19 protein-coding genes and 1 tRNA gene are annotated in these 25,517 nt (G+C 69.8%); 13 read left to right on the top strand and 7 right to left on the bottom strand.

Annotated features, from left to right (window positions below; all coding sequences use genetic code 11):
• Positions 1 to 168: 168 nt before the first annotated feature.
• From AC1RRS_RS24130 to AC1RRS_RS24100, 7 genes are all read left to right on the top strand, one after another.
• Positions 169 to 1,101 carry a BON domain-containing protein gene (locus AC1RRS_RS24130; RefSeq protein WP_492857411.1) on the top strand — a complete coding sequence of 311 codons (933 nt, stop codon included), beginning with the start codon at positions 169 to 171 and terminating at the stop codon, positions 1,099 to 1,101.
• 210 nt (positions 1,102 to 1,311) lie between these two features.
• A complete protein-coding gene (locus AC1RRS_RS24125) occupies positions 1,312 to 1,710 on the top strand; it encodes a group III truncated hemoglobin (RefSeq protein ID WP_492857410.1) in 399 nt (132 codons plus the stop codon).
• Complete coding sequence (locus AC1RRS_RS24120; RefSeq protein ID WP_492857409.1) at positions 1,707 to 2,411, top strand: 2OG-Fe dioxygenase family protein; 705 nt, start codon at positions 1,707 to 1,709, stop codon at positions 2,409 to 2,411. The genes AC1RRS_RS24125 and AC1RRS_RS24120 overlap by 4 nt, the downstream gene beginning before the upstream one ends.
• Positions 2,412 to 2,514: 103 nt before the next feature.
• Positions 2,515 to 4,446 carry an HWE histidine kinase domain-containing protein gene (locus AC1RRS_RS24115; RefSeq protein WP_492857408.1) on the top strand — a complete coding sequence of 644 codons (1,932 nt, stop codon included), beginning with the start codon at positions 2,515 to 2,517 and terminating at the stop codon, positions 4,444 to 4,446.
• An 85-nt stretch (positions 4,447 to 4,531) separates the two neighbouring features.
• Positions 4,532 to 5,308, top strand: a complete 777-nt coding sequence (locus AC1RRS_RS24110; protein WP_492857407.1) for an ImuA family protein — start codon at positions 4,532 to 4,534, stop codon at positions 5,306 to 5,308.
• A complete protein-coding gene (locus tag AC1RRS_RS24105; protein WP_492857406.1) occupies positions 5,220 to 6,893 on the top strand; it encodes a DUF6504 family protein in 1,674 nt (557 codons plus the stop codon). The genes AC1RRS_RS24110 and AC1RRS_RS24105 overlap by 89 nt, the downstream gene beginning before the upstream one ends.
• Positions 6,894 to 7,001: 108 nt before the next feature.
• Positions 7,002 to 10,352, top strand: coding sequence for an error-prone DNA polymerase (locus AC1RRS_RS24100; protein ID WP_492857420.1), 3,351 nt, complete (start codon positions 7,002 to 7,004; stop codon positions 10,350 to 10,352).
• 145 nt (positions 10,353 to 10,497) lie between these two features.
• Here AC1RRS_RS24100 and AC1RRS_RS24095 read toward each other — a convergent pair whose 3' ends face one another.
• From AC1RRS_RS24095 to AC1RRS_RS24085, 3 genes are all read right to left on the bottom strand, one after another.
• Positions 10,498 to 12,372 (bottom strand): polysaccharide biosynthesis protein, encoded by a 1,875-nt coding sequence (locus tag AC1RRS_RS24095; RefSeq protein ID WP_492857405.1) that lies wholly within the window; start codon positions 12,370 to 12,372, stop codon positions 10,498 to 10,500.
• Between the two features lie 87 nt (positions 12,373 to 12,459).
• Positions 12,460 to 13,674: a molybdopterin molybdotransferase MoeA gene (locus tag AC1RRS_RS24090; protein WP_492857404.1), complete on the bottom strand. Its 1,215-nt coding sequence runs from the start codon at positions 13,672 to 13,674 to the stop codon at positions 12,460 to 12,462.
• A 55-nt stretch (positions 13,675 to 13,729) separates the two neighbouring features.
• Positions 13,730 to 14,524: an AraC family transcriptional regulator gene (locus AC1RRS_RS24085; RefSeq protein ID WP_492857403.1), complete on the bottom strand. Its 795-nt coding sequence runs from the start codon at positions 14,522 to 14,524 to the stop codon at positions 13,730 to 13,732.
• 92 nt (positions 14,525 to 14,616) lie between these two features.
• On the opposite strand from AC1RRS_RS24085, the gene AC1RRS_RS24080 reads away from it, so the two are divergent.
• Positions 14,617 to 15,834, top strand: a complete 1,218-nt coding sequence (locus tag AC1RRS_RS24080; RefSeq protein WP_492857402.1) for an MFS transporter — start codon at positions 14,617 to 14,619, stop codon at positions 15,832 to 15,834.
• 74 nt (positions 15,835 to 15,908) lie between these two features.
• Positions 15,909 to 17,078: a serine hydrolase domain-containing protein gene (locus tag AC1RRS_RS24075; protein ID WP_492857401.1), complete on the top strand. Its 1,170-nt coding sequence runs from the start codon at positions 15,909 to 15,911 to the stop codon at positions 17,076 to 17,078.
• 60 nt (positions 17,079 to 17,138) lie between these two features.
• On the opposite strand, the gene AC1RRS_RS24070 is transcribed toward AC1RRS_RS24075, so the two are convergent.
• Positions 17,139 to 17,972, bottom strand: a complete 834-nt coding sequence (locus AC1RRS_RS24070; RefSeq protein ID WP_492857400.1) for a ferredoxin--NADP reductase — start codon at positions 17,970 to 17,972, stop codon at positions 17,139 to 17,141.
• Positions 17,973 to 18,276: 304 nt separating this feature from the next.
• Here AC1RRS_RS24070 and AC1RRS_RS24065 point away from each other — a divergent pair, with 304 nt between their 5' ends.
• Complete coding sequence (locus AC1RRS_RS24065) at positions 18,277 to 18,654, top strand: hypothetical protein (protein WP_487292092.1); 378 nt, start codon at positions 18,277 to 18,279, stop codon at positions 18,652 to 18,654.
• Positions 18,655 to 18,695: 41 nt separating this feature from the next.
• Here the strand turns inward: AC1RRS_RS24065 and AC1RRS_RS24060 are convergent, their stop codons facing one another.
• On the bottom strand, positions 18,696 to 18,869 hold the full coding sequence (locus tag AC1RRS_RS24060) for a hypothetical protein (protein WP_492857399.1): 174 nt from the start codon (positions 18,867 to 18,869) through the stop codon (positions 18,696 to 18,698).
• 257 nt (positions 18,870 to 19,126) lie between these two features.
• Here AC1RRS_RS24060 and AC1RRS_RS24055 point away from each other — a divergent pair.
• The 3 genes from AC1RRS_RS24055 (at position 19,127) to nusG (ending at position 20,152) form a co-directional block, all read left to right on the top strand.
• Positions 19,127 to 19,202: transfer RNA gene (locus AC1RRS_RS24055), tRNA-Trp, on the top strand.
• Positions 19,203 to 19,265: 63 nt separating this feature from the next.
• Positions 19,266 to 19,580, top strand: a complete 315-nt coding sequence (gene secE / locus AC1RRS_RS24050; protein ID WP_110117862.1) for a preprotein translocase subunit SecE — start codon at positions 19,266 to 19,268, stop codon at positions 19,578 to 19,580.
• 14 nt (positions 19,581 to 19,594) lie between these two features.
• Positions 19,595 to 20,152: a transcription termination/antitermination protein NusG gene (nusG, locus tag AC1RRS_RS24045; protein ID WP_110117861.1), complete on the top strand. Its 558-nt coding sequence runs from the start codon at positions 19,595 to 19,597 to the stop codon at positions 20,150 to 20,152.
• A gap of 156 nt (positions 20,153 to 20,308) precedes the next feature.
• Here nusG and ggt read toward each other — a convergent pair whose 3' ends face one another.
• Together ggt and AC1RRS_RS24035 are read right to left on the bottom strand one after the other, a co-directional pair.
• Complete coding sequence (gene ggt, locus AC1RRS_RS24040) at positions 20,309 to 22,006, bottom strand: gamma-glutamyltransferase (protein ID WP_492857398.1); 1,698 nt, start codon at positions 22,004 to 22,006, stop codon at positions 20,309 to 20,311.
• Positions 22,007 to 22,161: 155 nt separating this feature from the next.
• The gene (locus AC1RRS_RS24035; protein ID WP_492857397.1) at positions 22,162 to 25,017 is read right to left on the bottom strand and encodes a TonB-dependent receptor domain-containing protein; all 2,856 of its coding nucleotides are present in this window, start codon (positions 25,015 to 25,017) and stop codon (positions 22,162 to 22,164) included.
• Between the last annotated feature and the right edge of the window lie 500 nt (positions 25,018 to 25,517).

The raw sequence follows: 25,517 nt of genomic DNA, 5'->3' as shown, positions 1-25,517 counted from the left end.
GAGGTGACAACCTCACAAGCGGCTTTGGACTTATCCCCTGCCATCCACAGCTAGCGTCGCCATGGATCAAAGAAGCGTCGCACTAGGAACGGGCCCAACGACCCTCCGTTCTGATGCGGGGATCGCCTCGACGCGTCCCCACGCCACACAGAGCCACGGAGAACACCCATGCCCGAGTCCCGCTGGAACGACCGTGAAGGCCGCTTCGAAATCGACCGCGAACGCGATTTCGACGACGAGCGCGGCTATGGCTACGACGCTTCGCGCGCCGATGGGCGCCGCCAGGACCGCTACGCTCAGGATCCCGACTGGCGCGACCGCTACGCCGCCCGTGAGCAGCGCAGCTACGGCGAACCCCGCCACCGCTCGTCTGGCCGGGCCGAACTGCGCCGCGCCATCAGCCAGGGCGGCGACATCGGCTACGGGACCATCCGCTCGGGCTCGGACTACGCCTCGGGCCGCGGCTACCGCGCGCCGGGCGACTACGGCCAGGTGGGCGGCTTCGACTTCGGCGGCTCCACGGCCGACTACGGCGGGGGCGGTTATCGCGGCGAGGCGCCCGACTACGGCGACCGCGCCTATTTCGACCGCCGCCACGAGCGTGCGCGCAACTACTATACGGACGGGCCCGGGCGCCATGAGCAAGGACCCCGTGGCCGTCATTCGCATGACCGCTACGACGACGATCGCGGCTGGTTCGACCGGGCCCGCGACGAGGTCTCGGCCTGGATGGGCGATCACGACGCCCAGCGCCGCCGCGAGCACGACGCGGCCCTGCGCGCCGACCATCGCGGCCGCGGCCCCAAGGGCTATCGCCGCTCCGATGAACGCATCCGCGAGGACGTCAGCGACCGCCTGACCGACGACGGCTGGCTGGACGCCTCGTCGATCGAGGTCGCGGTCAAGGACGGCGAGGTGACGCTGAGCGGCACGGTCCACGCCCGGGACGACAAGCGCCGGGCCGAACTGCTGGCCGAAAGCGTCTCGGGCGTCGACAACGTCCAGAACAACCTGCGCCTGGATCGCGGCGTCGAAGCCAAGCCTGGCGACTGGTCCCTGCAGGGCAACGCGCCCCAGCAGGGCGTGACGGGCAAGGCGTAAGCCCCAGGCTCGCCCCCTATACCGAGCATCCCCGCGCAGGCGGGGATCCAAGCCGAGTCCGCGGGTAATCCACGGCCGCGTCACGCCCCCAGAGTCAGCTTGGATCCCCGCCTTCGCGGGGAACGCGGATTGGAGTGTCTGAAGCGCTTTGAAGCCCTAAGTGATCATCCCTAGCTTGGCTGGCCGCCCGCTTGGGACCATTTAGGCCCCATGTCCGAGTCCGAAGCCCCGCAGCCCGCCTTCACCGACGCCGAGATCGACGCCCTGGTCGAGACCTTCTACGCCAAGGTCCGCCGTCATCCGCGCCTGGGGCCGATCTTCAACCACGTCATCGCCGAGGACGCCTGGCCCCATCACATGGCCACGCTGAAGAACTTCTGGGCGACGGTGCTGCAGGGCTCGGGCCGCTACAAGGGCTCGCCCATGGCGGTGCACCAGCGGATCGAGGGCTTCCAGGAGTGGATGTTCACCCCCTGGCTCAATCTCTTCCACGCCACCTGCGTGGAGCTGTTCGACGCCCCGCGCGCGGCGATCATTGGCGAGAAGGCCGAGCGCATCGCCCGATCGCTTAAGCTGGGTCTCTTCTTCCGTCCGGGAGCCCCGGCGTGAGCACGATCCCCGAGCAGATCGAGGCTGAAGGCTTCGCCATCGTGCCGGCCGCGCAGACCCGCGACCTCCTGGGCGGACTGCCCGACTGGGACGTGTTCGCCGACAGCTGGAACGACCTGGGCGTCGATGGCTTCATGGCCGACGGCGGGCGCTATCGCCGCCGGCGGTTCGCGGCCTTCGCCGCCTCGGCCGACGGCGTGATCGCCCGCAAGCCGCACCAGCCGCACTACCAGAGCCGCGACTACAACACCCTGAACGGCGGCGTGCAGCGGTGGTTCGAGCCGGTGACCCAGACCATCGCCGAACACCCCGTGACCACGGCCGTGCTCAGGGCCGGCTTCGAGCTCTTCCACCCCCTGACCGCCGATCCGCCCGCGGCCTGGCACGTCGAACTGCACCAGTTCCGCATCGAGGCCCACGACGGCGAGGCCGGCCAGCCGACGCCCGAGGGCATGCACCGCGACGGCGTCGACTGGGTGATCGTCATGCTGGTGGAGCGCCACAATGTGGCCAGCGGCGTCACCGACATCTTCGCCCCGGACGGTCGCGCCCTGGGCTCCTTCACCCTGACGGAGCCGGGGGACGCGGTATTCCTCGACGACCATCGGGTCCTGCACGGGGTTACGGCGATCAGCCCCCTCGAAGCCGGACGCGAGGCGCGCCGCGACGTGCTGGTGGTCACCTTCCGACGGGAGGATTAGAGGCGTCCGACAAAGGTCGAGGGGGCGCGACCGTTTGTCTCACTCCACCTGGGGGAGAGGGCGTGCAAGCCTCCGCTCCTTCGCGAAACGAGCGCCGCCCTTCATGACCGACGACGCCCATTCGCTGTCCGCCTCCGGCCGTCGGGACGCCTTTTCGGCGACCATGGCCGACGCGGTCCCGATCCTGATCGGCTATGTCGGCGCCGACCGCCGCTACCGCTTCGTCAACCGCGCCTACGAGACCTGGTTCGGCGTGCGTCGCGCCGACATCGAGGGCCGCTCTCTCGTCGAGGTGATGGGCGAGATCGCCTATGAGCGGGTGCGCGGCCATGTCGACGCGGCCCTGGAAGGGCGCAGCCTGACCTTCGAGGGCGAGCTGCCCTATGCGGGCGCGGGCGTGCGCCATGTCGAGGCGCAGTACGTGCCCGACATCACCCCCGACGGCGCCGTGCTCGGTTACTATGTGCTGGTCACCGACATCTCCGCCCGCAAGAAGGCCGAGGCCGAGCTCGCCCGCCTGCTGGTGCGCGAGCGTCGCCGGGCGCTGATGCTCGACCTGGGGCGCCAGCTGCGCGAGGAGACGCAGGTCTCCGCCATCGCCGACCGCGCCTGCCAGGTGCTGGCCGCTCAGCTGGGCGTGCAGAGGGCCGGCTACGCCGAGGTCGATCTGGCCGCCGTCTCCACCCAGATCATCGGCGAATGGGGCGGGCAGGGCGTGCAGCCCCTGGTCGGGCCGCTGTTCGTGCTCGACGACTTCGGACCGGCCATGAGCGACGACCTGCGGGCCGGGGTGCAGGTGGTCATCGACGATATCCGCGAGGATGTTCGCACCCGCCACCCGGCCGTCCTGCCGGCCTATGCCGCGCTCGACATCCTGGGCTTCGTGGCCGTGCCGCTGATCAAGGCCGGGCGGCTGGTTTCCTATCTCTTCGTCTGCCAGGAACACCCCCGCACCTGGAACGCCGACGAGGTGGCCTTCGTCGGCGACGTCGGCGAGCTGATCTGGGCCTCCAGCGCCCGCGCCCGGGGCGAGGCGGCCTTGCGCCAGGCCGAGGAGACCGAGCGTCTGCTGATCCGCGAGGTCGATCACCGGGCCAAGAACGTGCTGGCGGTGGTGCAGTCGCTGGTCCAGCTGACCCCCTTCGTGGACAAGCGCCAGTATGTCACCGCCCTCAGCGGCCGCATCGGCTCCCTGGCCCGCTCGCACAGCCTGCTGTCGACCACCCGCTGGACCGGCGCCGACCTGCGGGCGCTGCTGGAGCAGGAGCTGGAGGCCTACGGCTTCGAGCACGAGGCCCGCGTCGTCCTTTCCGGACCGCCGGTGCTGATCCGGGCCGAGGCCGCCCAGTCGCTGGGCCTGGTCGTGCACGAACTGGCCACCAACGCCAGCAAGTACGGGGCTCTTTCGGCGCCCGGTGGAACGCTGGAGGTGCGCTGGGACTGGGTGGCGGGGATCCTCGTTCTCGACTGGTGCGAGACCGGCGGGCCGCCGGCGGTCGCGCCGGTTCGCCGGGGCTTCGGCTCCACCCTGATCCAGAACGCCGGCAAGCAACTGGGCGCCAGGGTCTCGCACGACTGGCGGACCGAGGGCCTGCATTGCCGGCTCGAGCTGACGCGCGGCGCCTTGCCCGCGGCGGCCGGTCTCGAACGCTCCGCCGCCGCCCCGTCGCCCGCGTCGGAGGGCGGTCTGCAAAACCAGCGCGTGCTGGTGGTCGAGGACGAGGCCCTGGTGGCCATGGAACTGGCCCGGGTCCTGGCCCTGGCCGGTGCCCATGTGGTCGGCCCGGCCGGCGACATCGACGAGGCGCTGGAGCTGATCGAGAACAGCCTGATCGACAGGGCCGTGCTCGACGTCAATCTCGGCGGCCGCATGGTCACGCCGGTGGCCAAGGCCCTCAGCGAACGGGACATCCCCTTCGTCTATTTGACCGGCTACCAGGAGCCCGGCCTCGACGACGGCCCCGTGCTGCACAAGCCGGCCGCGCCCGAGGCCCTGGTCAGCGCCCTGGCGGGGCGGCGGGCGGAGCCGGTCTAGGCCCCTCGCGAGACATCCCGCCGCATCCCCGCGCCTTGACTCAGGGCTCCCAAAAGATCAGAACAAAATGGGAACGGAGGTCGCCATGCCTGGCTCGCGCGAGGCGCGTATCGAGGCCCTCAGAGGTCGGATCGCCGCCATTCAGGCGGGGACTCGGACTCCGACTCCGGTCCTGCCGTTCGGCGATCCGCGCATCGACGGCCATCTGCCCGGCGGGGGGCTGCCGAGGAGCGGCTGGCACGAAGTGGTCGGCGAAGGCCTGGAGGGCGAGAGCGGGGCGGCCACGGCGGCCTTCGCGGCGCTCCTGGCCCGGCCCCGGGCCGCCAAGGGGGCGGTGGTCTGGGTGCTGCGGCGGTCGGACCTCTATGTGCCGGGCCTGGTGAACCTGGGCTTTCCGGTCGAGCGGCTGGTGCTGGTGCGGGTCCGCGACGAGGCCGAGGGGCTCTCGGTGCTGGAGGACGCCCTGGCCACCCCGGGCGTCGCCGTCGCCATTGGCGAGGCCGAGGCGCCTGACCTCGTCGCCGGTCGCCGGCTGCAACTGGCTTGCGAGCGGGCGGGAGGCTTTGGCCTCGTCCTGCACCGCCGGCCCTATGGCGGACCGGCCAAGGGCGCGACCGGCTCGGCCGCCTTCAGCCGCTGGCGGGTGGGTCCATCGCCGGGGAGAGCGCCGCCTGATGGGCTGGGCCTTGGCCCGCCCGCCTGGCGCGTGACGCTGGAACGCTGCCGGGGCGGACGCCCGGGGGCGTGGATCCTGGAACATTCGGAGGCCGACCATGGCCCGCATCCTTTCCGTGTGGTGTCCGAACTGGCCGATCACGACCTGGCTGAGACACCACCCGAACGCCTTCTCAGAGCTGGGTGAGGGGGAGGCCCCCTCAGTCGGCTTCGCCGACAGCTCCCCCAGAGGGGGAGCATCTAACGAGCGCGGACCAAGATCCTCCCCCCCTGGGGGAGGTGGCCCGGAGGGCCGGAGGGGGTCTTCACCGCCACAGGATCCCCCTTTCGCCCTGCTGGTCTCCGAACGCGGAACCCGCCGCCTCGCCGCCATCAACGACGCCGCTCAGGCCCTGGGCCTCTCCGCCGGCCAGAAGGCCGCCGACGCCCTGGCCCTGGTTCCGCATCTGGAGACCGCCGACCACGACCCGGAGGCCGACCGCCGGGCGCTGGAGAGCCTCTGCGACTGGTGCGTTCGCTTCTCGCCGGCCGTGGCGGTCGACGGCGACGACGGCCTGCTGCTCGACATCACCGGGACCGACCACCTGTGGGGCGGGGAGGGCGCCATGCTGGCCGACCTGCTCGATCGCCTCGCCCGCTGGGGCGTGCCGGCCCGCGCGGCGATCGCCGACACCGCCGGCGCGGCCTGGGCCCTGGCCCGCTATGGAGAGGCCCGCCATGGCCAAGGCGAGGCGGTGGTCCCGCCCGGCGGCCAGGCTGAGGCGCTGGCTCGCCTGCCGGTGGCCGCCCTGCGGCTGGACGAGGCCGCGCAGGCCCAGTTGCCGCGCCTTGGCCTGCACCGTGTCGGCCAGCTCTACGGCCTGCCGCGCGCCCAGATGGCCAAGCGCTTCGGCCTGGCCTTCACCCAGCGCCTCGACCAGGCCCTGGGCGCGGCGGGCGAGGCCCTCGTTTTCCGGCGTCCGGCCAGCCCGTGGTTCGAACGCCTGGCCTTCTTCGAGCCGATCAGCGCGCCCGACGACCTGGCCCGCGTCGCCGCCGACGTACTGGCCCTGATCTGCAAGCGGCTGGAGGGCGAGGGGCGCGGGGCCAAGCGCTTCGAGGTCGTGTTCCACCGCCTGGACGGCAAGGCCTTTCCCGTGCCGGTGGGCTTGGCGCGTCCTGGCCGCGACGCCAGGCGGCTGGCCAAGCTGGTCGCCCCCAAGCTCGACCGGGTCGATCCGGGCTTCGGCATCGACGTGATCACCGTCCACGCCTTCGCCGTCGAGGCCCTGGCCCAGGGGCAGTCGCGCATCGACGCCGAGCTCGACGCGGCCGAGGCCCTGGCGCCGCTGGTCGATCGCCTGGTCAACCGCCTGGGCGAAGGGCGGGTCTGGCGGCCCGATCCGGTCGAAAGCCACGTGCCCGAACGCGCCGTCGCCCGCGCCGCGCCCCTGGCTCCTGCGGCGGCAGCCCGGCCGTGGAACCCCGACCTGCCGCGCCCGACGCGCCTCTTCCGCCGGCCCGAACCGATCGAGGTGATCGCCAAGCTGCCCGACGACCCGCCCCTGCGCTTCACCTGGCGCGGCCGTCCGCACCGCGTGCGCGCCGCCGAAGGCCCCGAGCGCATCGGCCAGGAATGGTGGCGCGGCGACTTCGACGCCGCGGGGCCGGGCAGGATCCGCGACTACTACCGGGTGGAGGACGAGGCCGGCGGCCGGTTCTGGATCTACCGCCAGGGGCTCTATGGCGACGGCGACATGCCGAAATGGTGGCTGCATGGCCTGTTTGGGTGAGCACCCCCACAGTCGCTCCGCTACAGCTCCCCCAGAGGGGGAGCATCTGCGCCGCGCTGACCAGATCCTCCCCCTCTGGGGGAGGTGGCCCGGAGGGCCGGAGGGGGCCTGCGCCCCATGACCGCCTACGCCGAGCTCCAGACCACCACCAACTTCTCCTTCCTGCACGGGGCCTCCCGCGCCGAGGAGCTGATGCTGACCGCCGAGGCCCTGGGCCTGACCGCCGTGGGGGTGGTCGACCGCAACAGCCTGGCGGGCGTGGTGCGCGCCTGGACGGCGGCCAAGAAGCTGAAGGTCCGGGCCCTGGCCGGCTGCCGGCTGGAATTCGCCGACGGCACGCCGAGCCTGCTCTGCTACCCGTCCGACCGCGAGGCCTTCGCCCGGCTGACCCGGCTGCTGACGCTCGGCCAGCGGCGGGCGGGGAAGGGCGAGTGCATCCTGTCCTGGGCCGACTTCGCCGCGCACGCCGAGGGGCAGCTGGTGCTGGTCGTGCCGCCGGAGAAGCTGGACGCCGCCTTCGAGGCCGACCTGCATCGCATCGCCGCCGCGCTGAGAGGCCGTGTCTGGCTGGCCGCCAGCCGCGCCTACGCCGCCCAGGACCTCAAGCGCCTGGCCCGTCTGGACGCCATGGGCGAAGCGGCCGGCGCGCCGATGGTGGCCACCAACGACGTGCTCTACCACGGCCCCGAGCGGCGGCCGCTGCAGGACGTCATCACCTGCGTGCGCGAGCATTGCACGATCCAGGAAGCCGGCTTCCGGCTGCAGGCCAACGCCGAGCGTCACATCAAGACCCCGGCCGAGATGGCGCGGCTTTTCGAGCGCTGGCCCAGGGCGATCGCCCGCACCGTCGAGATCGTCGCGCGCATCGGCTTCGACCTCGACGACCTCAAGGAAGAATACCCCGACGAACCGGTGCCGCCCGGCAAGACCTCCATGCAGCACCTGACCGACCTGACCTGGCAGGGCGCGGCCTGGCGCTATCCCGGCGGCGTGCCGCCGAAGGTCCAGGCCCAGCTGACCGAAGAGCTGCGGCTGATCGCCAAGATGGACTACCCCAACTACTTCATCACCGTGCACGACATCGTGCGCGAGGCGCGGTCGATGGGGATCCTGTGCCAGGGGCGCGGCTCGGCCGCCAATTCCTCGGTCTGCTACTGCCTGGGGGTGACGGCCATCGACCCCACCGAACACCGCCTGCTGTTCACCCGCTTCATCTCCGAGAACCGCGGCGAGCCGCCCGACATCGACGTCGACTTCGAGCACGAGCGGCGCGAGGAGGTGATGCAGTACGTCTACAAGCGCTATGGCCGGGAATATGCGGCCATCTGCGGCACGGTGATCCACTACCGTCCGCGCAGCGCCATCCGCGACGTCGGCAAGGCCCTGGGCCTGACCGAGGACGTCACCTCGCTGCTGGCGGGCACGGTCTGGGGCAGCTGGGGCGACGGCTTGCCCGAGGAACACCTGACCAACGCGGGCCTCGATCCCAAGGCCCCGGAGATCGCCCGCGCCGTGGCCCTGGCCACCGAACTGATGGGCTTTCCCCGCCACCTGTCGCAGCACGTCGGCGGCTTCGTCCTGACCAAGCGGCGGCTCGACGAGACCGTGCCGATCGGCAACGCCGCCATGAAGGACCGCACCTTCATCGAGTGGGACAAGGACGACATCGACAGCCTCGGCCTGATGAAGGTCGACGTGCTGGCCCTGGGCATGCTGACGGCGATCCAGCGGGCCTTCGGCATGCTGCGGGCCGATCACGGCGAGCCGATCGTCGACCTGGCCGACGTGCCCAAGGAGGTGGCCGGCGTCTACGACATGCTCTGCGTGGCCGACAGCATCGGCGTCTTCCAGGTCGAGAGCCGGGCGCAGATGTCGATGCTGCCGCGCCTGAAGCCGCGCCGGTTCTACGACCTGGTCATCGAGGTGGCGATCGTCCGGCCTGGGCCGATCCAGGGCGACATGGTCCATCCCTATCTGAAGCGGCGAAACAAGATCGAGGAGGTGGATTGGCCCAAGCCCTCGCCTGAACACGGCCCGGCAAACGAACTGGAGGAGATCCTCGGCAACACCTATGGCGTGCCGCTGTTCCAGGAGCAGGCCATGAGCCTGGCCATCGAGGCGGCCAAGTTCACGCCCGACGAGGCCGACGGCCTGCGCAAGGCCATGGCCACCTTCCGCAACCTCGGCACGCCGGCCGAATACCGTGAAAAGTTCGTCGAGGGCATGGTGCGGCGTGGCTATCAGCGCGACTTCGCCGAGCGCTGCTTCAAGCAGATCGAGGGCTTCGGCCACTATGGCTTTCCGGAAAGCCACGCGGCCAGCTTCGCCAAGCTGGTCTACGTCTCGGCCTGGATCAAATGGGCCTGGCCGGACGTGTTCTGCGCCGCCCTGATCAATTCCCAGCCGATGGGTTTCTACCAGCCATCCCAGCTGGTGCGCGACGCGCGCGAGCATGGGGTCGAGGTTCGGCCGCCGGACGTCATGCGCAGCGACTGGGACTGCACATTAGAACCGCGCCCTTCCCCCTTGATGGGGGAAGGTGGCCCGCGAAGCGGGTCGGATGGGGGTGAACGCGAAGCGTTTCTGGCGCGGCCGGCGCCGCAGTCACCCCCATCCCCGACCCTTCCCCCATCAAGGGGGAAGGGAGATCCGCGGAAAGTGTCCTGCGAGAAAACCCGCCCCCGCTGGAAGGCGCTGCGTCTGGGCCTGCGCCAGATCAAGGGCCTGAAGGAGATCGACGCCAAGGCCCTGATGAAGGCCCGCGACGAGGGCGCCCGCACGCCGGCGGAGTTCGCGCAGGGCGGCGTGCCGCAGCGGGCGCTGGAGCTGCTGGCCGAGGCCGACGCCTTCGCCTCCACGGGGCTCGCGCGCCGTGACGCCCTGTGGGCGGTCAAGGGGCTGAAGGGCGAGCACAAGGCGCCGGTCCAGGCCCCGCTTCTGGCCGGCCTGCCGCTGTTCGAGGACCAGGTGTCGCTGCCGGCCATGGGCAAGCCGCAGGAGGTGGCCGAGGACTACCGCACCACCAGCCTGTCCCTGAAGGCCCACCCGTGCGGCTTCTACCGGCCGATGCTGACGAAGCTGGGCGCGGTCACCGCCGACCAGCTGCCGAAATTCCGCAACGGCCAGAAGGTGTCGGTCGGCGGCCTCGTCCTGATCCGCCAGCGGCCGGGCACGGCCAAGGGCGTGGTGTTCGTGACCCTGGAGGACGAGACGGGCGTCGCCAACGCCGTCGTCTGGAAGGACCGCTTCGAGGCCGACCGCAACGTGGTGATGACCGCCTCGTTCCTGGTCGTGCACGGCCGGGTGCAGGCGGCCGAGGGCGTCATCCACATCGTCGCCGAAGGCTTCACCGACCTCTCGGCCGAACTCTCGACCCTGCGCGACGAACCCGGCGCGCCGGCGCCGCGCGTAAGGCAGAAGGTGTCCGGGCGACTGCTGCGGAGCCGGGATTTTCACTGATCTAAAAGGAACCTCCCCCCGTGGGGGAGGCGGCCGAAGGCCGGTGGGGGGATGGTTTCAGCGGTCGGGACGCTGGAAGGTCCCAGCCACTCCCCCCACCGATCGCTTCGCGATCACCTCCCCCACAGGGGGAGGTTCCTTAGCCCTAAACCTTCGCCGTCTCCACCGTCGTCGCCCGCAGGCGCTCGACCAGCGCGAACAGCTGCGTCCGCACGCCGAACTCGTCGCCGGCCAGAGCCGAGGCTTCCAGGTTCGCCAGCACGGCGTCCTCGATGCGCGGCGGCGGGACGAGCGGCGTCGCCTCGATCACGCCGTCGGTTTTCGGGGCGGCGGTCTCGTTGACGTCGACCAGGGCCTCGGTGAGCTTCTCGCCGGGGCGCAGGCCGGTGATGCGGATCTCGATGTCCTTGTCGGGAACCAGGCCCTGCAGCTCGATCATCCGGCGGGCCAGGTCGATGATCTTCACCGGCTCGCCCATCTCCAGGGTCAGCACCCCGGCCGGCGGGGCGCTCTCGGCGGCCGACTGGGCGACGGCCCGCAGCACCAGCGACACCGCCTCGGGAATGGTCATGAAATAGCGTTCGACCTCGGCGTCGGTCAGGGTCACCGGCCCGCCGCGGGCGATCTGGTGGCGGAACACCGGCACCACCGACCCGGCCGAGCCCAGCACGTTGCCGAACCGCACGACGCCGACCCGCATCTTGCCGCCGCCGCCGAACTGGCGGGCCAGCGCCTCGGCCGCGCGCTTGGTGGCGCCCATGACGCTGGCCGGGGCCACGGCCTTGTCGGTCGAGATCAGGGCGAAGTGGGACGCGCCGGCGGCCTTGGCCGCGACCGCGACGTTGCGGGTGCCCAGCACGTTGGTGCGCACGCCCTCGCACGGATGGCTCTCGACCATCGGCACGTGCTTGAGGGCGGCGGCGTGGAAGACGATGTCGGGCTGCTCGGACGCCATCAGCCGCGAGACGCGATCGGCGTCGCGCACGTCGCACAGGGCTTCGCGGCGCGGCAACTGCGGCCAGGCCTCGGCCAGTTCGCGGTCGATCAGGAAGAGGTTGGCCTCCGAGGCGTCGACCAGGGTCAGGTGGGCCGCCCCGCTGGCGGCGATCTGGCGGCACAGCTCCGAGCCGATGCTGCCGCCGGCGCCGGTGACCAGCACCCGCCGGCCGCTGACCAGGGCCTGCACCGGCGCGGGATCGAGCCGCACCGGCGGACGGCTGAGCAGTTCTTCCAGGCTGATCTCGCGCAGGGCGCCGTTGGTGGGGCCGTCGCCCATCTCGACCACGCCCTGTCGGCGCAGCAGGCGCACGCCCTGGCTCTTCAACTGGCCCAGGCGTTCGGCCCCGAAGGCGCCCAGCGGGGCTTCGGCCAGGAACAGCACCGCGGCCGGCGACAGGCCGCCGTCGCGCAGCTGGCGCATCACCCGGTCGAACTGGCCGATCGCGCCCAGCACGCAGACCCCGCGGATCTCGTCGCCGGTCTCGCGGGCCTCGGGGGTCAGCACCCCGACCACGGCGTAGCGCTGGGCCAGGCCGTCGGGGGCGCGCAGGAAGGCTTCGGCCTCGGCCGCCTGGCCGACGATCAGCAGGCGGGGCAGGCCGGGCGAGGCCGGCGCGGGGCGCAGGCGCAGCAGGGCGTCGGCCAGCACGCCGTCGTGCAGGGCGCGGCGTCCCACGCGCAGGGCGGCCAGCAGGCCGATCTGCACGACCAGGGCCGCCAGAATGGTGCGACCGCCGCCGTCGAGCTTGGGCAGGAGGATGTGCGCCAGCAGCGAGAAGGTCAGGGCCGTCAGCGCCGACGAGCGGGCGATCCGCAGGTGGTCGGCGGCGGCCACGAAGCGCCAGGGCGAGCGCTCCAGCTGGAACAGCAGCTCCACCAGCAGGGCCGACAGGGCGTAGAGGCCGGCGTGGGCCAGCAGGCCGGGCCGGTCGGTGTCGAGGCCCGCGGCCAGGACCTGTCCGATCAGCAGGGCCAGGAAGGCCAGTAACACGTGCGCTGCGATCTTGCCGGCGCGACCCATCGATGCCCGAACTCCCTACGCGTCGGAACTGTTCAACCTGTGCGGCTTAGCACGCTCATCGCGCCTCGTCGCCGATTCAGGGTCGATTCAGGCGCGGGCGAGCGGCAGGACGGTCACCAGGTCGCCGGCGGCGGCCGGCGGGGACCCGGCCGGGCGCCTCAGCAAGGCGTCGGCCCGGGCGAAGACGCCCACCAGCGACGAGTCCTGGTCGGGAAAGGGCGTGACCACCAGCCGACCCTCGGCGTCGACGGCGCGGGCGGCCCGCATCCAGTGCTCGCGTGGGCCGTTGGCGGGCAGGGGCGCTGCCAGGCGGGCGAGCGTGAAGGGCAGGGCGGCGTCGGCGCCTGCCAGGGCCGCCAGCAGGGGGCGCAGGAACAGTTCGGCGCAGACCAGGGCCGAGGCCGGATTGCCCGGCAGCCCCAGCACCCGGCGGCCATCCGCGAGAAAGCCGAACCAAGTCGGCTTGCCCGGACGCACGGCGATGGTCTGCACCCGCAGGTCCAGGCCCAACTGCGTCATCGCTGGCTTGACCAGGTCGTAGTCGCCCACCGAGGCGCCGCCGATGGTCACCACCAGGTCGACGGCCGCGCCGCGCACGGCGTCGGCGATCGCCTCGACGGAATCGGCGGCGGGGGCCAGCTTCACCGCCTCGCCGCCCCAGGCCGTGATCAGCGCCGCCAGGCTGAACGAGCCGGACTCGAAGATCTGGTCGGGGGCGGGCGCGCCGCCCGGCGGAACCAGTTCGTCGCCGGTGGCCAGGATCGCCACCTTCGGCCGACGGGCGACCTCCAGCCGGTCGCGTCCGGCTGCGGCGGCCAGCGACAGCCGCCAGGGATCGATCCGCGCCCCGGCCTCCAGCAGGCGGTCGCCGGACCGGAAGTCGCCGCCGGCCGGGCGGATGTTGGACTTGGGATCATCGCCGGCCGTGAAGCGCACGATGTCGCCCTCTCGGGCCGCCTCTTCCTGGATGACGACGAGGTCGGCCCCGGCCGGCACGGGCGCGCCGGTGAAGATCCGCACCGCCTGGCCGGCTTCCAGGGCCGCCGCATAGGCCCGGCCGGCCGCGCTCTCGCCGACGATCGCGAACGCGTCGACGACGCCGTAGTCGGCCCGGCGGATCGCCCAGCCGTCCATGGCCGAGGCGTCGAAAGGCGGTTGATGGCGGTCGGCGACGATCCGCGCCGCCAGCACCCGGCCGATCGCATCGGGCAGGGCGACGGTCTCGACGCCCAGGCGCACGGCGCCGTCCAGCATGCGGCTCCGGGCTTCCTCGACGGTCAGGTTCTTCAGGGCTTGGCTCACGGATCGTCGGTCTCTGTCTGCAGCGCCGCATGGCTGTCGCACGGCGCCCGCCGGGTCAATCGAAACCTGGGGTGGCGACGCCGGGCTTGTAGCGGTTGGGCGGAATGCCCAGCAGGCGCTTGAACATGGTCGAGAAGGCCGCCGGGCTGTCATAGCCGAGGTCGAGCGCGATGGTCGTCACCGGCTCGCCGGCCGCCAGACGCGGCAGGGCGGCCAGCAGCAGGGCCTGCTGCCGCCAGGCGCCGAAGCTCATGCCCGTCTCGCGGCGAAAGGCGCGGGTGAAGGCCCGGCGGCCCAGGCCCAGCTCGCCGCACCAGTCGTCGATGGTCTCGTGCGGCGTCGGACGTTCGAGGAAGGCGTGGCAGCGGCGGGCCAGGGCCGGGGCGGCGGGGAAGGGCACGGCCAGCGGGATCACCGGCGCCCGCGCCAGCTCGGCCAGCAGCAGGTCCATGACCATCCCGTCGCGGCCGGCCTCGTCATAGTCCACGGCGATGTCGCAGGCGGCGATCAGCAGGTGGCGCAGCAGCGGCGCGACGCCGATCACCCGTCCGCGATCGCCCAGCACGGCCGAGGCCCGATCATTCAGCAGCACGCTGCGGGTGCTGACCGCCCCGACCATCCGCACCGAATGCGGCGTGCCCGCCGGCGTCCACACCGCGCGCTCCGGCGGCGCGATCCAGGCGCCGTGCGGGGTGCTGACCACGGCGACGCCGGCGGCGGCGTAGAGCAGCTGGCCGCGCCCGTGCTGGTGCCAGTCCAGCTCGAACGACGGCGGGTATTCGTTGCCGGTGGCGACCACCGGCCGCAGCGCGTGATCGTAGTCGGCGGGATGGATCCAGGGCTTGGCCATCTGTCCCACTCGCGAAAGTGAAAGTCCCGCTGCGGAATGCGGGACGCCTTCACAGGTCCTATCGCGGTCGAACCTTCACGGGAAGAGCTTCAATGACCGATACAGCGATCCGATCCGCCGTCGCAGAACCAGCCGCCAACAAGGCCCAGACCACCGTGTTCGGCGTGATCCTGGCGGTGAGCGGCTGCCACCTGCTCAACGACATGATGCAGTCGCTGCTGCCGGCCATCTATCCCAACCTCAAGACCGACCTTCACCTCAGCTTCGGCGAGATCGGCCTCGTCACCCTGGCCTACCAGATCACCGCCTCGATCCTGCAGCCGCTGGTCGGGCTCCATGCCGACCGCCGACACAATCCGATGGTGCTGCCGGCCGGGACCCTGTTCTCGCTGTCGGGGCTGGTGGTGCTGTCGATCGCCCACGTCTACGGGCTGGTGCTGCTGGGCGCGTGCCTGCTGGGCGTCGGCTCGTCGGTGTTCCACCCGGAATCCTCGCGGGTGGCGCGGATGGCGGCGGGCGAGCGGCCGGGCCTGGCCCAGTCGCTGTTCCAGGTCGGCGGCAACGCCGGCCAGGCCCTGGGTCCGCTGGCCGCGGCCCTGGTCGTGGTGCGCTGGGGCCAGTCCAGCCTGGGCGTCTTCGCCCTGCTGGCGCTGCTGTCGGGAGCGGTGCTGTGGAACGTCGCCGTCTGGGCGCGCCACCACGGCCTGGCGCGCCTTGCCGCAAGCAGCGGCCGCAAGGTCTCGATCGACCTGCCCAAGGGCGCGGCGGCCAAGGGCATCGCCATCCTGCTGGCGCTGATCTTCTCGAAGTACGTCTACATGGCCAGCCTGACCAGCTACTTCACCTTCTACCTGATGGAGCGCTTCCACCTGTCGGTCGGGAACGCCCAGATGCACCTCTTCGCCTTCCTGGCGGCGGTGGCCGTGGGCACGATCGCCGGCGGTCCGGTGGGCGACCGCTTCGGCCGCAAGGCGGTGATCTGGATCTCGATCCTGGGCGTGCTGCCCTTCACCCTGGTCCTGCCCTACGCCAGCCTGTTCTGGACCGGTCCGCTGGTGGTGATCATCGGCCTGCTGCTGGCCTCGGCCTTCCCGGCCATCGTCGTCCTGGCCCAGGAGCTGGCCCCGGGACGCATCGGCATGATCTCGGGCCTGTTCTTCGGCTTCTCGTTCGGCATGGGCGGCCTGGGGGCTGCGGTGCTGGGCGAGGTGGCCGACTGGAAGGGCGTCGAGACGGTCTACAAGCTCTGCGCCGTCCTGCCGGTGCTGGGCCTGCTGGCCGCCTTCCTGCCCAATCCGAGGAAGACCTGAACGCTTGGCGAATTGCGCCGCCGCCGGCGCCCGCATAGCTTGCCGCCCGACGTTACGCGATCTGGGGGGAAGCGATGACGAAGACGCGACGCGAAGCGATGCTCCTGGCCGCGTCGGCGGCGGTCTGCGCCGACGGCGCCAAGGCCGGGCCGGCCAAGGACGATCTGGCGCAGCGCCTGCGCCTCATCGCCGCCAGGAGCGTGGCGGACGGCCAGACCGCCGGCTTCGCCCTGGGCGTGCGGCGGTTCGGAAGTCCGCCGACCGTCTTCGGTCTCGGCGTCGCGGACATCGAAGCGGCGACGCCGGTCGTCCCCGACACCGTCTTCCGCATCGCCTCCTGCACCAAGCAGTTCACCGCCGCGGCCGTCGTGCTGCTGAGCGAGCGCGGCGCCCTGGCGCTGGATGCGCCGGTGGACCGGTTCTTCCCCGGCTTTCCCGCCTCACCCTGCGGGCGCGTGCCGACCGTCGAGCAGCTGCTGACCCACACGGCGGGGATCCACGACTACGTCCTGGGCGGCCTGCCGGCCGATGCGGGACGCGATTGGCGGCATGATCCCGAACGCTGGCGGCTGATGGCCCGGCTGGCGCCGCTCTACGACTTCGAGCCGGGCGCGCTGTGGGGCTATTCCAACAGCAACTACGTGCTGCTCGGCGCGATCATCGAGCGCGTGTCGGGGCGGAGCTACGGCGACTTCCTGGCCAAGAACGTCCTGGCCAGCGCCGGTCTGACCGCCACGGCGCTGGACGCCTATGCCGACGCCGTACCGCGTCGCGCGGTCGGCTACAGCCTGGACGGCGGCGCGCCCAAGGCTTTCCGCAAGGTCGCTGACGGCGGTCTGCCCGTCGCCGAGGGCGGGTTGCGCTCGACGGTCGGCGACATGCTGGCCTGGAACCAGGCCCTGTTCGGCGGTCGCGTCGTCTCGCCGGCGGGCGTGCTGAAGATGACCACGGCCGCACGGACTACGGACGGAACGCCCGTCGGCTCGGCCCACTTCACGCCCAAGGGCATGACCCCCGGCAAGCCGCCGGCCTTCGTGCAGCAGGCCGACTACGGCTATGGCCTGGAGGTGGCGCGCATCTTCGACACGCCGGTGATCTGGCACAGCGGCGGCCTGCCGGGCTTCAACAGCATCGTCCTGCACTTCCCCGAGAAGCAGGTGGACGCGGTGCTGCTGACCAACACCGACAACGGCGCGGTCGGCGCCTTCGAGCCGACCCTGCGGGCGGCGACCGGGACGGCCTAGCCAAAAGAAAAAGGCCAGCCTCGCGGCTGGCCTTTTCATTCTTTCGAGGGTCTCGCCGGATCAGCCGACGAAGGCGCGCTCGATGACGAAGTCGCCGGGCTCGGCGTTGGAGCCTTCGACCAGGCCGTGGGCCTCAAGCAGGGCGGCGGTGTCCTTGATCATGGCCATCGAGCCGCACAGCATGGCGCGGTCGTGCTCGGGATCGAACTTGCCGCCTTCCAGGCCCAGATCGCTGAACAGCTTGCCGCTCTCGATCAGGTCGGTGAACCGGCCCTGGCGCTCGAACGGCTCGCGGGTGACGGTCGGGTAGTAGACGAGCTGGGCCTTGGCCTCGTCGCCGACCAGCGGATCGTCGTGGATCTCGCTGGTGAAGAGGTCGCGATAGGCCAGTTCCTGCACTTCGCGCACGCCGTGGGCGACGATCACCTTCTCGAAGCGGCTGTAGGCGTCCGGATCGCGGGCGACCGACAGCCAGGGCGCCAGGCCCGTGCCGGTGCCGAACAGGAACAGGCGCTTGCCCGGCTTCACCGCGTCCAGCACCAGGGTGCCGGTCGGCTTCTTGCCGAGCAGGACCTGGTCGCCGGCCTTGATCTGCTGCAGGCGCGAGGTCAGCGGGCCGTCCGGCACCTTGATCGAGAAGAACTCCAACTCCTCGGCGAACGAGGGCGAGCCGATCGAATAGGCGCGCAGGATCGGCTTCTTCTCGCCCAGCTCTTCGCGGGGCGGCAGGCCGATCATCACGAACTCGCCCGAACGGAAGCGGAAGCTGGCCGGACGGGTGATGGCGAAGCTGAAGAGCCGGTCGGTCCAGTGCTTGACCCAGAGAACGGTCTCGAGGTTGTGCGGGGACTCCTTGGCGGGAGCAGGGGCGGCGGTAGCGGTCTCGGCCGTCATGGTCTGTGGTTTCGATCCTGTTCGCGCCCGTCTGAATAACAGCAGCGCGCATAAGAAAAGTCGGGTGTCGCTCCGGCCCTGAAGGCGACCTGCGTCTCATGTGAGAAGTTGAGAGCGGATGTCAACTTTTGCTGTCTGAAGGGGCTTTGAGAAAAAATTCTACGAACCGTTCAAAATAGCGCCGTTCGCTTTTTCAGACTGTGTCAAAAATGTGATTGCCGGTCGCCGAAACGGGGCGCAGAGTTCCTTTTGCTTCGTTCGCGGAGCCAACGATACGGAGGAACGTATGCGGGTGAGGTTCGTTATGGCCGCCGCGGCGGCCAGTCTGTTAGCGTTAGGCGTAGCGGGTTGTGAAGGCGGCGCCCAAACCAAGGCCGCCAAGGCTCAGCAAGTCACTCTGGAAGGCAAGTCGGTGACGGCGAGCGGCTGCGTGCGGCCGGTCGAAAACACCAAGTGCCTCGTCGTGCGCGGCCCCAACGGCGGCTATTACGACGTCTCCAGCGCCAGTCCGGCGCCAGACCCCGGAAAGGGGGTCGGCGTTTCGCTGCGCGGACGTGACCAAGGCAAGAACACCGAATGCGGTCGTGAGCTGACCGACGTCAAATGGTCCTACCTGAACGTCCAATGCGCCGCGGCCGCGCCGAGCGCCGCGAGCGAGACGGAGGCCAAGAAGGCCGGCTGACGAAAGCCGACCCACGGGTTCGGCTCCGGCGAGGTTGCGCTTCAGCCTTCGCCGGAGCCTGGATCCGTGCGCGTCTTCGGCGTGGTCACACTGTCCTCGGCGCCCACGGGTTCCGTGGCCGGACGAGGCGGCTTGCCGTCGCCACCGGGATTCGGCCGCTGATTCTCATGCTCGACTTCATGGTTGGAGGGGCGTTCGCCGGCGATTTCGGCCATCGCGGATCCTTTCTCAGGCGCGTCATTGGCGCGTCACAGGGGTGTCCGGGCCAAGAAACCTGTGAAAAGGCGCCGTCAGACCCGGGACTTCCGCAATAACGCGCGGTTGACGCGACCTGATCCGCTTGCCCGGCGCAAACGACCCTGCTACACGACGCCGCTCTGGCGCTGGGAAGCGTCGGCGGCGCCGCTCGCGGCCCTCCGGCCGAACCGTCGCCTAGGCTGCGGTCCGGTACTTCAAGGACCGGAGTTTCTGCAGGAGTGTAGCTCAGCTGGTAGAGCATCGGTCTCCAAAACCGAGGGCCGGGGGTTCGAGTCCCTCCACTCCTGCCACTATATGTCATCGGCCGGCCCGGCGTTCGGTCCGGCCTGTCAGATACGCGAGCCTCTGAAACCATGGCCAGGAAACCGGGATCCAGCCCGTCAGCGATCAAGAACCGCGCCGCCCGTACGGCTGCGGCGCTGGCCCCTGCCGGTCAGGCTCCGTCCGCCGCCGCCGCGGCGGCGCCCAAGAAGCCCTTCAACCCGGTGCAGTTCTTCCGTGAAGTGCGCGCCGAGGCCCGCAAGATCACCTGGACGACCCGCAAGGAGACCTGGATCACCTCGGTGATGGTCTTCATCATGGTGATCGTCGCCTCGCTGTTCTTCCTCCTGGTCGACTGGCTCCTCGGGGCCGGCGCCAATCTGCTGCTGAAGTTCGCGGCCGGATAAGTCATAAGAAGACCATGAGCACCGAAACCGCCTCGAACCCGAACCACAAGTGGTACATCGTCCACGCCTACTCGAACTTCGAGAAGAAGGTGGCCGAGAGCATCCGTGAGCAAGCCAAGGCCCAGGGCCTGGAAGACAGCTTCTCCGAGATCCTGGTGCCCACCGAGGACGTCGTCGAGATCCGCCGTGGCCGCAAGGTCAACGCCGAGCGCAAGTTCTTCCCGGGCTACGTCCTGGTGAAGATGAACCTCTCGGACGAAGCCTATCACCTGATCAAGAACACCCCGAAGGTCACGGGCTTCCTGGGCAGCGGCTCCAAGCCGACGCCGGTCTCCGAAAAGGAAGTCCAGCGCATCGTCGGCGCCATCGAAGAGGGCGTCGAGAAGCCGAAGACCGTCGTGCTGTACGAAGTCGGCGAGAACGTCCGCGTCATCGACGGCCCGTTCGCCAGCTTCAACGGCTCGGTCGAGCAGGTCGACGAAGAGAAGGCCCGCCTGCGGGTCACCGTCTCGATCTTCGGCCGCGCCACCCCGGTCGAGCTGGAATACAGCCAGGTCGAAAAGATCGCCTGATCCCTTTCGGATCAGCGCCAATACGAAGAACCCCGCGTCGGCCGACGCGGGGTTTTTTGTTGTCCGGGGAAGGGGGGCGACCGGAAACGGACGCGCCAGAGAGAGGCCGACGCTCCGTCCGGAGGCCGAGAGGCGCGCGGCTCTATTCCACGTCTTCTACGGAACCACCTTGCCCACGCCGCGCGCCCGCGGATCGGCCGCCGGAACCGGCGCGCCGTCGATGGCCTGGATGGCCTCGATGTCGCCGACGAACCCGGTCTCGATCTTGTAGCCCCGCGCCTCCAACGCCGTCGTCAGCGCGGCCGGAAAGGGTTCGTAGGGTTCGGAGAAGATCACGTTCTCGGGCAGAAGCTGATGGTGGAAGCGCAACTGCTTCTGCGCCTGATCCAACGGCAGCCCGTAGTCGTAGACATTGGCCAGCACCTGGAACACCGAGGTGAAGATCCTCGAGCCGCCGGGCGTGCCGATCACCATGGCCACCTTGCCGTCGCGCGTCAGTATGGTCGGGGTCATCGACGACAGCGGCCGCTTGCCGGGCGCGATGGCGTTGGCGTCGCCGCCCACCACCCCGAACATGTTGGGCGCGCCCGGCTTGGCCGAGAAGTCGTCCATCTCGTCGTTGAGCAGGAAGCCCGCGCCCTCGACCACGACGCCCGAGCCGAACCAGCCGTTCAGCGTATAGGTGTTGGAGACGGCGTTGCCCCAGCGGTCCACGATCGAGAAGTGGGTGGTCTGCGGCTTTTCCAGCCCCGGCTTGACCGAGGGCGTGGGCGAGGGCTTGGCCGGATCGATCTCCCGCGCGCGACGGGCGACATAGGCAGGATCGATCAGGTTCGAAACCGGAACCTTCCAGAAGTCCGGGTCGCCCAGATATTCGGCCCGGTCGGCGAACACCCGCTTCTCCATCTCGGCGACCAGGTGGACATATTGCGGGCTGTTCAGCGCCACGCCCGCGAAAAGCGGGGCGGCGTCCTGCTTCATCATCAGCAGCTGCAGCAGGGCGATCCCGCCGGAGCTGGGCGGCGGGGCGGTGATCACGCGAAAGCCGCGCCAGTCGGCCTGGATCGGCTCGCGCCAGACGGCCTTGTAGGCGGCCAGATCGGCCTTGGTGATCAGCCCCTTCTCCGGACCGCGCGCCATCTGGGCGACCAGCAGGTCGGCGGTCTTGCCCGTGTAGAACTCGGCGTCTCCGCCTTTGGCGATGCGCTCCAGGGTGGCGGCCAACTCGGGCTGGCGGAATGTCGCGCCGGCCTTCAGGCCGCCGAATCGCGCGTGGAAATTGGTGACGCCGACGAACGATCCTTCAGCGTCCTCGAGGTTGCCGATCAGCTGCGGCGTGACCAGGAAGCCCTCGTGGGCGTAGCGGATCGCCGGGGCCAGCACCTGCGCCCACGACAGCCGGCCAAACCGCTTGTGGGCCATGGCCATGCCGCGCACCGTGCCTGGCGTTGCGGCCGCCAGGTTTCCGAACTGGCTGCGGGCGGCCACCGCCTCGCCCTCGGCGTTCAGGTACATGCCGGCGGCGGCCCCGGCCGGGGCGGTCTCGCGGTAGTCGAGGAAGTAGGGCTTGCCGTCGACATAAAGGGTCATGAACCCGCCGCCGCCCAGATTGCCGGCTTCCGGATAGGTCACCGCCAGGGCGAAGGCCGTGGCCACGGCCGCATCGACCGCGTTGCCGCCCTTGCGCAGGATTTCCTCGGCGGCCAGGGCTCCGTAGCTGTCGGGCGAAGCGACGGCTCCGGCGGTCAGAGCCCGAGCCGCGACGGGCCGGGGCTTGGCCGCGGCGAGGCTTGGCGGCGCCGCGAGGGCGAGGACCGCCGCCAAGACGAGCCCGATCCTGGTGAACAGATGCACGCTCGGTTTCCCCCTGTGATCCCGCCAGGAGGCTAGAGCATTCGCCAGGCTTGTCACCAGCACGCGATGCGTGGATCCGGGCGTCTCCCCCCAAAAGAAAAAGGGCGGATCCCCGAAGAGATCCGCCCCCAAGTTCAGCCTAGATCAGGCCGTTCTTAGAACTTCGCCTTGAAGCCCACGTAGAAGCGGCGGCCGAGCACGTCGTAGGTCGACGGGTCGGTGTTGGCCTGGACGTAGGAGGAGAAGTAGGGCGGCTGCTTGTCGGTGAGGTTGGTGACCCCGCCGCGCAGCGAGTAGGTGTCGTTGATCGCCCAGCTGCCGTTCAGGTCGAAGTAGTCGACGGCGCCGATCTTCTCGTCCGGATAGTAGGCGTCGACCATGTCGCCGATGTGCCGCCAGCGCGCGCCGACCGAGAACGGGCCGAAGGCGTAGTCCACCGAGGTGGCGTACTTCCATTCGGGGTGCGAGACGGCGGTGCCGCTGATCTGGGTGTTGCCGATCGTGCCCTTCAGCTCTTCGAACGCTTCGCCCGGCAGGCTCTGGATCTTGAAGCTCTCGAGGTAGTTGCCCACCACGTTGATCTTGATCGAGCCCAGGCTGTCGTCGAGGCCCACCGCGCCGAGGCCGAAGCCCCAGTCGAGCTGGAAGTCGACGCCCGAGGTCTTGTACTCGGCCAGGTTCAGGTTGGTCAGGGTGACGTTGGTGATTTCACCCGTGGTGCTCGAGCGGGTGAACAGGTTGCAGTAGTAGCTGGCGCTGCTGCCGCCCGTGTAGCACTTCTCCAGCGCCGTCGAGACGTCGATGGTGCCGATCGCGTTCTTCACGTCGATCGAATAGTAGTCGACCGAGACCGAGAACTTCTCGAACAGCGGGTTCTCGAAGCGCGGGGTCCAGACGAAGCCGAAGTTGTAGGTGTCGGCGGTTTCCTCGGTCAGGTCCGGGTTGCCGCCGCTGGTGCCTTCGACCTGGCTGCTGCTGTAGCTGTAGCTGTCGATGATCGACGACGGCACGCCTTGCGCCAGGCAGGTGCTACGCACGGTGGCGGCGGTGGCGCTGTTGGTGCGGTAGCTGCTGTCGGCCGAGCAGGGGTCTTCGCTCAGCGAGTAGAAGCCCTGGTTCTGCGGCGAGTACAGCTCGCCCAGGCTCGGGGCCCGGACGGCGCGGTTGTAGCCGCCGCGCAGGCGGAAGCCGTCGACGATTTCCCAGTCGCCGTCGATCTTGTAGGCGTCGACGCCGCCGACCGTGGCGTAGTTCGAGTAGCGGTAGCCAAGGTCGAGGTTCATCGACTTGATGAACGGCAGGTCCTTCAGGACCGGCACGAGCAGTTCGCCATAGACTTCCGAGACGTGGGTCGAAGCGTCGACCGCGCCGGCGGCGTTGAAGCCGACGACGTCGCCGCTGAGCAGCAGGGCGTCAGGCGAGTACTTGTAGCTGTCCCACTTGTAGTCCGCGCCGAAGGCGCCGCGCAGTTCGCCGGCCGGCAGGTCGAAGAGGCCGCCGCTGAAGTTGGCTTCGACGATCGCCTGCTGGGCCGTCGTGGTGTTGTGGGTCGTGCGCGAGATGTACGACTTGCACTCGGACGAGATCTCGTTGTTGCCGAACGGGTCGTAGCCGCCCTCGCAGAGGCTGGCGCCGCCGTCCGAGGCGTCGAGCAGTTCCTCGACCGCCGAGCGGCTGACGTTGCCCGACTGCTTTTCCTTCTGCTTGGACTGACCAAACGAGGTGTAGACGTCGTAGCTCCAGTCCTTGATCCCGGTCTGGCCACGGGCGCCGCCAGCCGCCTGGACGACGTCGAAGGTGGTGGTCGAGATGCGCGGACCGACGTCGGTGAAGCGCTTGTTCAGGGTGAAGTCGGCGTCCGGATCGGCGCGGCTGGCCAGCAGGGTGGCCAGGTCGTCGGTGATGAACGGGTTGGTCACCGGCACGGTGAAGCCGGTGCCCGGGGACGGGGCCAGCTGGGTGCGCGAGCGGTAGTGGCTGTAGTTGACCGAGCCGTAGAGCTCGATGTTGTCGGTCAGCTCGAAGGTGCCGGCCGTGTAGAACGAGTAGCGGCTCATCGGCAGCTGCAGCAGGTTCAGCGCGCCGGTGTTGTAGTAGTTGCTCGAGGTCAGGGTCGAGCTGTCGAGCGCGGTCGAGCCGGTGTAGTTGACGCCGTTGGTGAACAGCGTGCCGTCGTTGTTGAAGCCGTAGCGCGAGCTCGCGCTGCTGACCGTGCCGGTCGAGACGCCGTACTGGGCGAACACCGAGTCGACGGCGCTTTGCGACGGCGCGTTGGTGGCGTCGACGACGTAGCTGCCGTAGGGCGTGGTGCTCGACAGGCCGCTGACCTTCGAGAAGTCGCGGGCCGAGTTGAACACGGCGCCGCGCTTGGTGTAGCCGAACGAGGCGGTGACGTGGCCGCGGCCGTCGGCGAACTTGGTGCCGCCGGTGACGCTCAGCGTGCCTTCCTTGCCGTCGCCGCGCTGGGTCAGGCCGTACTGGCCGTCGACCATCAGGCCTTCGAACTTGTTGTTGAGCTTGAAGTTGACGACGCCGGCCATGGCGTCCGAGCCGTAGGTCGCCGAGGCGCCGCCCGAGATCACTTCGATGTTCTGGATCAGGGCCGCGGGGACGATGTTGACGTCGACCGTGCCGTCCGAGTTCGACGGAACGACGCGGTGGCCGTCGATCAGCACCATGGTGCGGGCGGTGCCGAGGCCGCGCAGGTCGATGTTGGCCTGGCCGCCGTTCGACGGGTTGTTCGAGGTCGACGACACCGACGGCACGAACTGGGGCATCTGGTTGAGCAGGGTGTCGACCGTGACCGAACCGGTCTTCTCGATCTGCTCCTGGCCCATGGTCATGATCGGGCTGTTGGAGACGTAGTCGCGGCGCGCGATGCGCGAACCGGTGACGACGACTTCCTCGACGGCGGCCGGCTCGTCGTTCGTCTGGGCCTGCGCCAGGATCGGCGCTGCGGTCACGGCGATGACGAGCGCCGACGCGCTCAGAAGATAGGTGTTTCTAGCCATTCATAGTCCCCAGTATTCGCCAAATCGCTTGTCGCGATGACGGTGTTCTGCGAAACAAGGTTCGCGATACGGAAGACGAATGGCGTCGTTTCTTTTCTGAATTTCGGCGGAAATTCATGGAATGGGGCGAATATGTTGCCTGATATCGTTGTGATGAGAACGAGTGTGCTCACATTGCGCCGTTATTGGCATGGATTGATGAATTTGTGACGATGTAGTGTCGTTCTTGTTTACTGGCGGGTCGCTCCGGTTGAATTGCGGCCCCGGCGTGGCCGAAACCGGCGTGGCATGGCGGCAACAGGGCGGGGAAGATCGTATACGGGGCCGCCGCGCTGGACTCCGTTCGACGCGCCTGCTACATGCGCCGCCTCGCTCCAGGACCCCGTCCCGGGGCGTGTTCGTCGTTATTCGCTCGAATATGACGAGCCAAATCCGTGGAAGGGCCGCCAAGCCCGCACCACGGCTCACCAGCGAGGGCTCCGGCCCTCATGAGAGGATAG

The organism is Caulobacter sp. GW821-FHT12A07, from assembly GCF_058807655.1.
This window is presented reverse-complemented; position numbering and strand designations above follow the sequence as displayed.

Excerpts from the sequence above, each read along its gene's own strand:
- AC1RRS_RS24130 (WP_492857411.1), top strand. The coding sequence starts at position 169 with ATGCCCGAGTCCCGCTGGAACGACCGTGAAGGCCGCTTCGAAATCGAC.
- AC1RRS_RS24125 (WP_492857410.1), top strand. The coding sequence starts at position 1,312 with ATGTCCGAGTCCGAAGCCCCGCAGCCCGCCTTCACCGACGCCGAGATC.
- AC1RRS_RS24115 (WP_492857408.1), top strand. The coding sequence starts at position 2,515 with ATGACCGACGACGCCCATTCGCTGTCCGCCTCCGGCCGTCGGGACGCC.
- AC1RRS_RS24110 (WP_492857407.1), top strand. The coding sequence starts at position 4,532 with ATGCCTGGCTCGCGCGAGGCGCGTATCGAGGCCCTCAGAGGTCGGATC.
- AC1RRS_RS24105 (WP_492857406.1), top strand. The coding sequence starts at position 5,220 with ATGGCCCGCATCCTTTCCGTGTGGTGTCCGAACTGGCCGATCACGACC.
- AC1RRS_RS24095 (WP_492857405.1), bottom strand. The coding sequence starts at position 12,372 with ATGGGTCGCGCCGGCAAGATCGCAGCGCACGTGTTACTGGCCTTCCTG.
- AC1RRS_RS24085 (WP_492857403.1), bottom strand. The coding sequence starts at position 14,524 with ATGGCCAAGCCCTGGATCCATCCCGCCGACTACGATCACGCGCTGCGG.
- AC1RRS_RS24080 (WP_492857402.1), top strand. The coding sequence starts at position 14,617 with ATGACCGATACAGCGATCCGATCCGCCGTCGCAGAACCAGCCGCCAAC.
- AC1RRS_RS24075 (WP_492857401.1), top strand. The coding sequence starts at position 15,909 with ATGACGAAGACGCGACGCGAAGCGATGCTCCTGGCCGCGTCGGCGGCG.
- AC1RRS_RS24070 (WP_492857400.1), bottom strand. The coding sequence starts at position 17,972 with ATGACGGCCGAGACCGCTACCGCCGCCCCTGCTCCCGCCAAGGAGTCC.
- AC1RRS_RS24065 (WP_487292092.1), top strand. The coding sequence starts at position 18,277 with ATGGCCGCCGCGGCGGCCAGTCTGTTAGCGTTAGGCGTAGCGGGTTGT.
- AC1RRS_RS24060 (WP_492857399.1), bottom strand. The coding sequence starts at position 18,869 with ATGGCCGAAATCGCCGGCGAACGCCCCTCCAACCATGAAGTCGAGCAT.
- secE (WP_110117862.1), top strand. The coding sequence starts at position 19,266 with ATGGCCAGGAAACCGGGATCCAGCCCGTCAGCGATCAAGAACCGCGCC.
- nusG (WP_110117861.1), top strand. The coding sequence starts at position 19,595 with ATGAGCACCGAAACCGCCTCGAACCCGAACCACAAGTGGTACATCGTC.
- AC1RRS_RS24035 (WP_492857397.1), bottom strand. The coding sequence starts at position 25,017 with ATGGCTAGAAACACCTATCTTCTGAGCGCGTCGGCGCTCGTCATCGCC.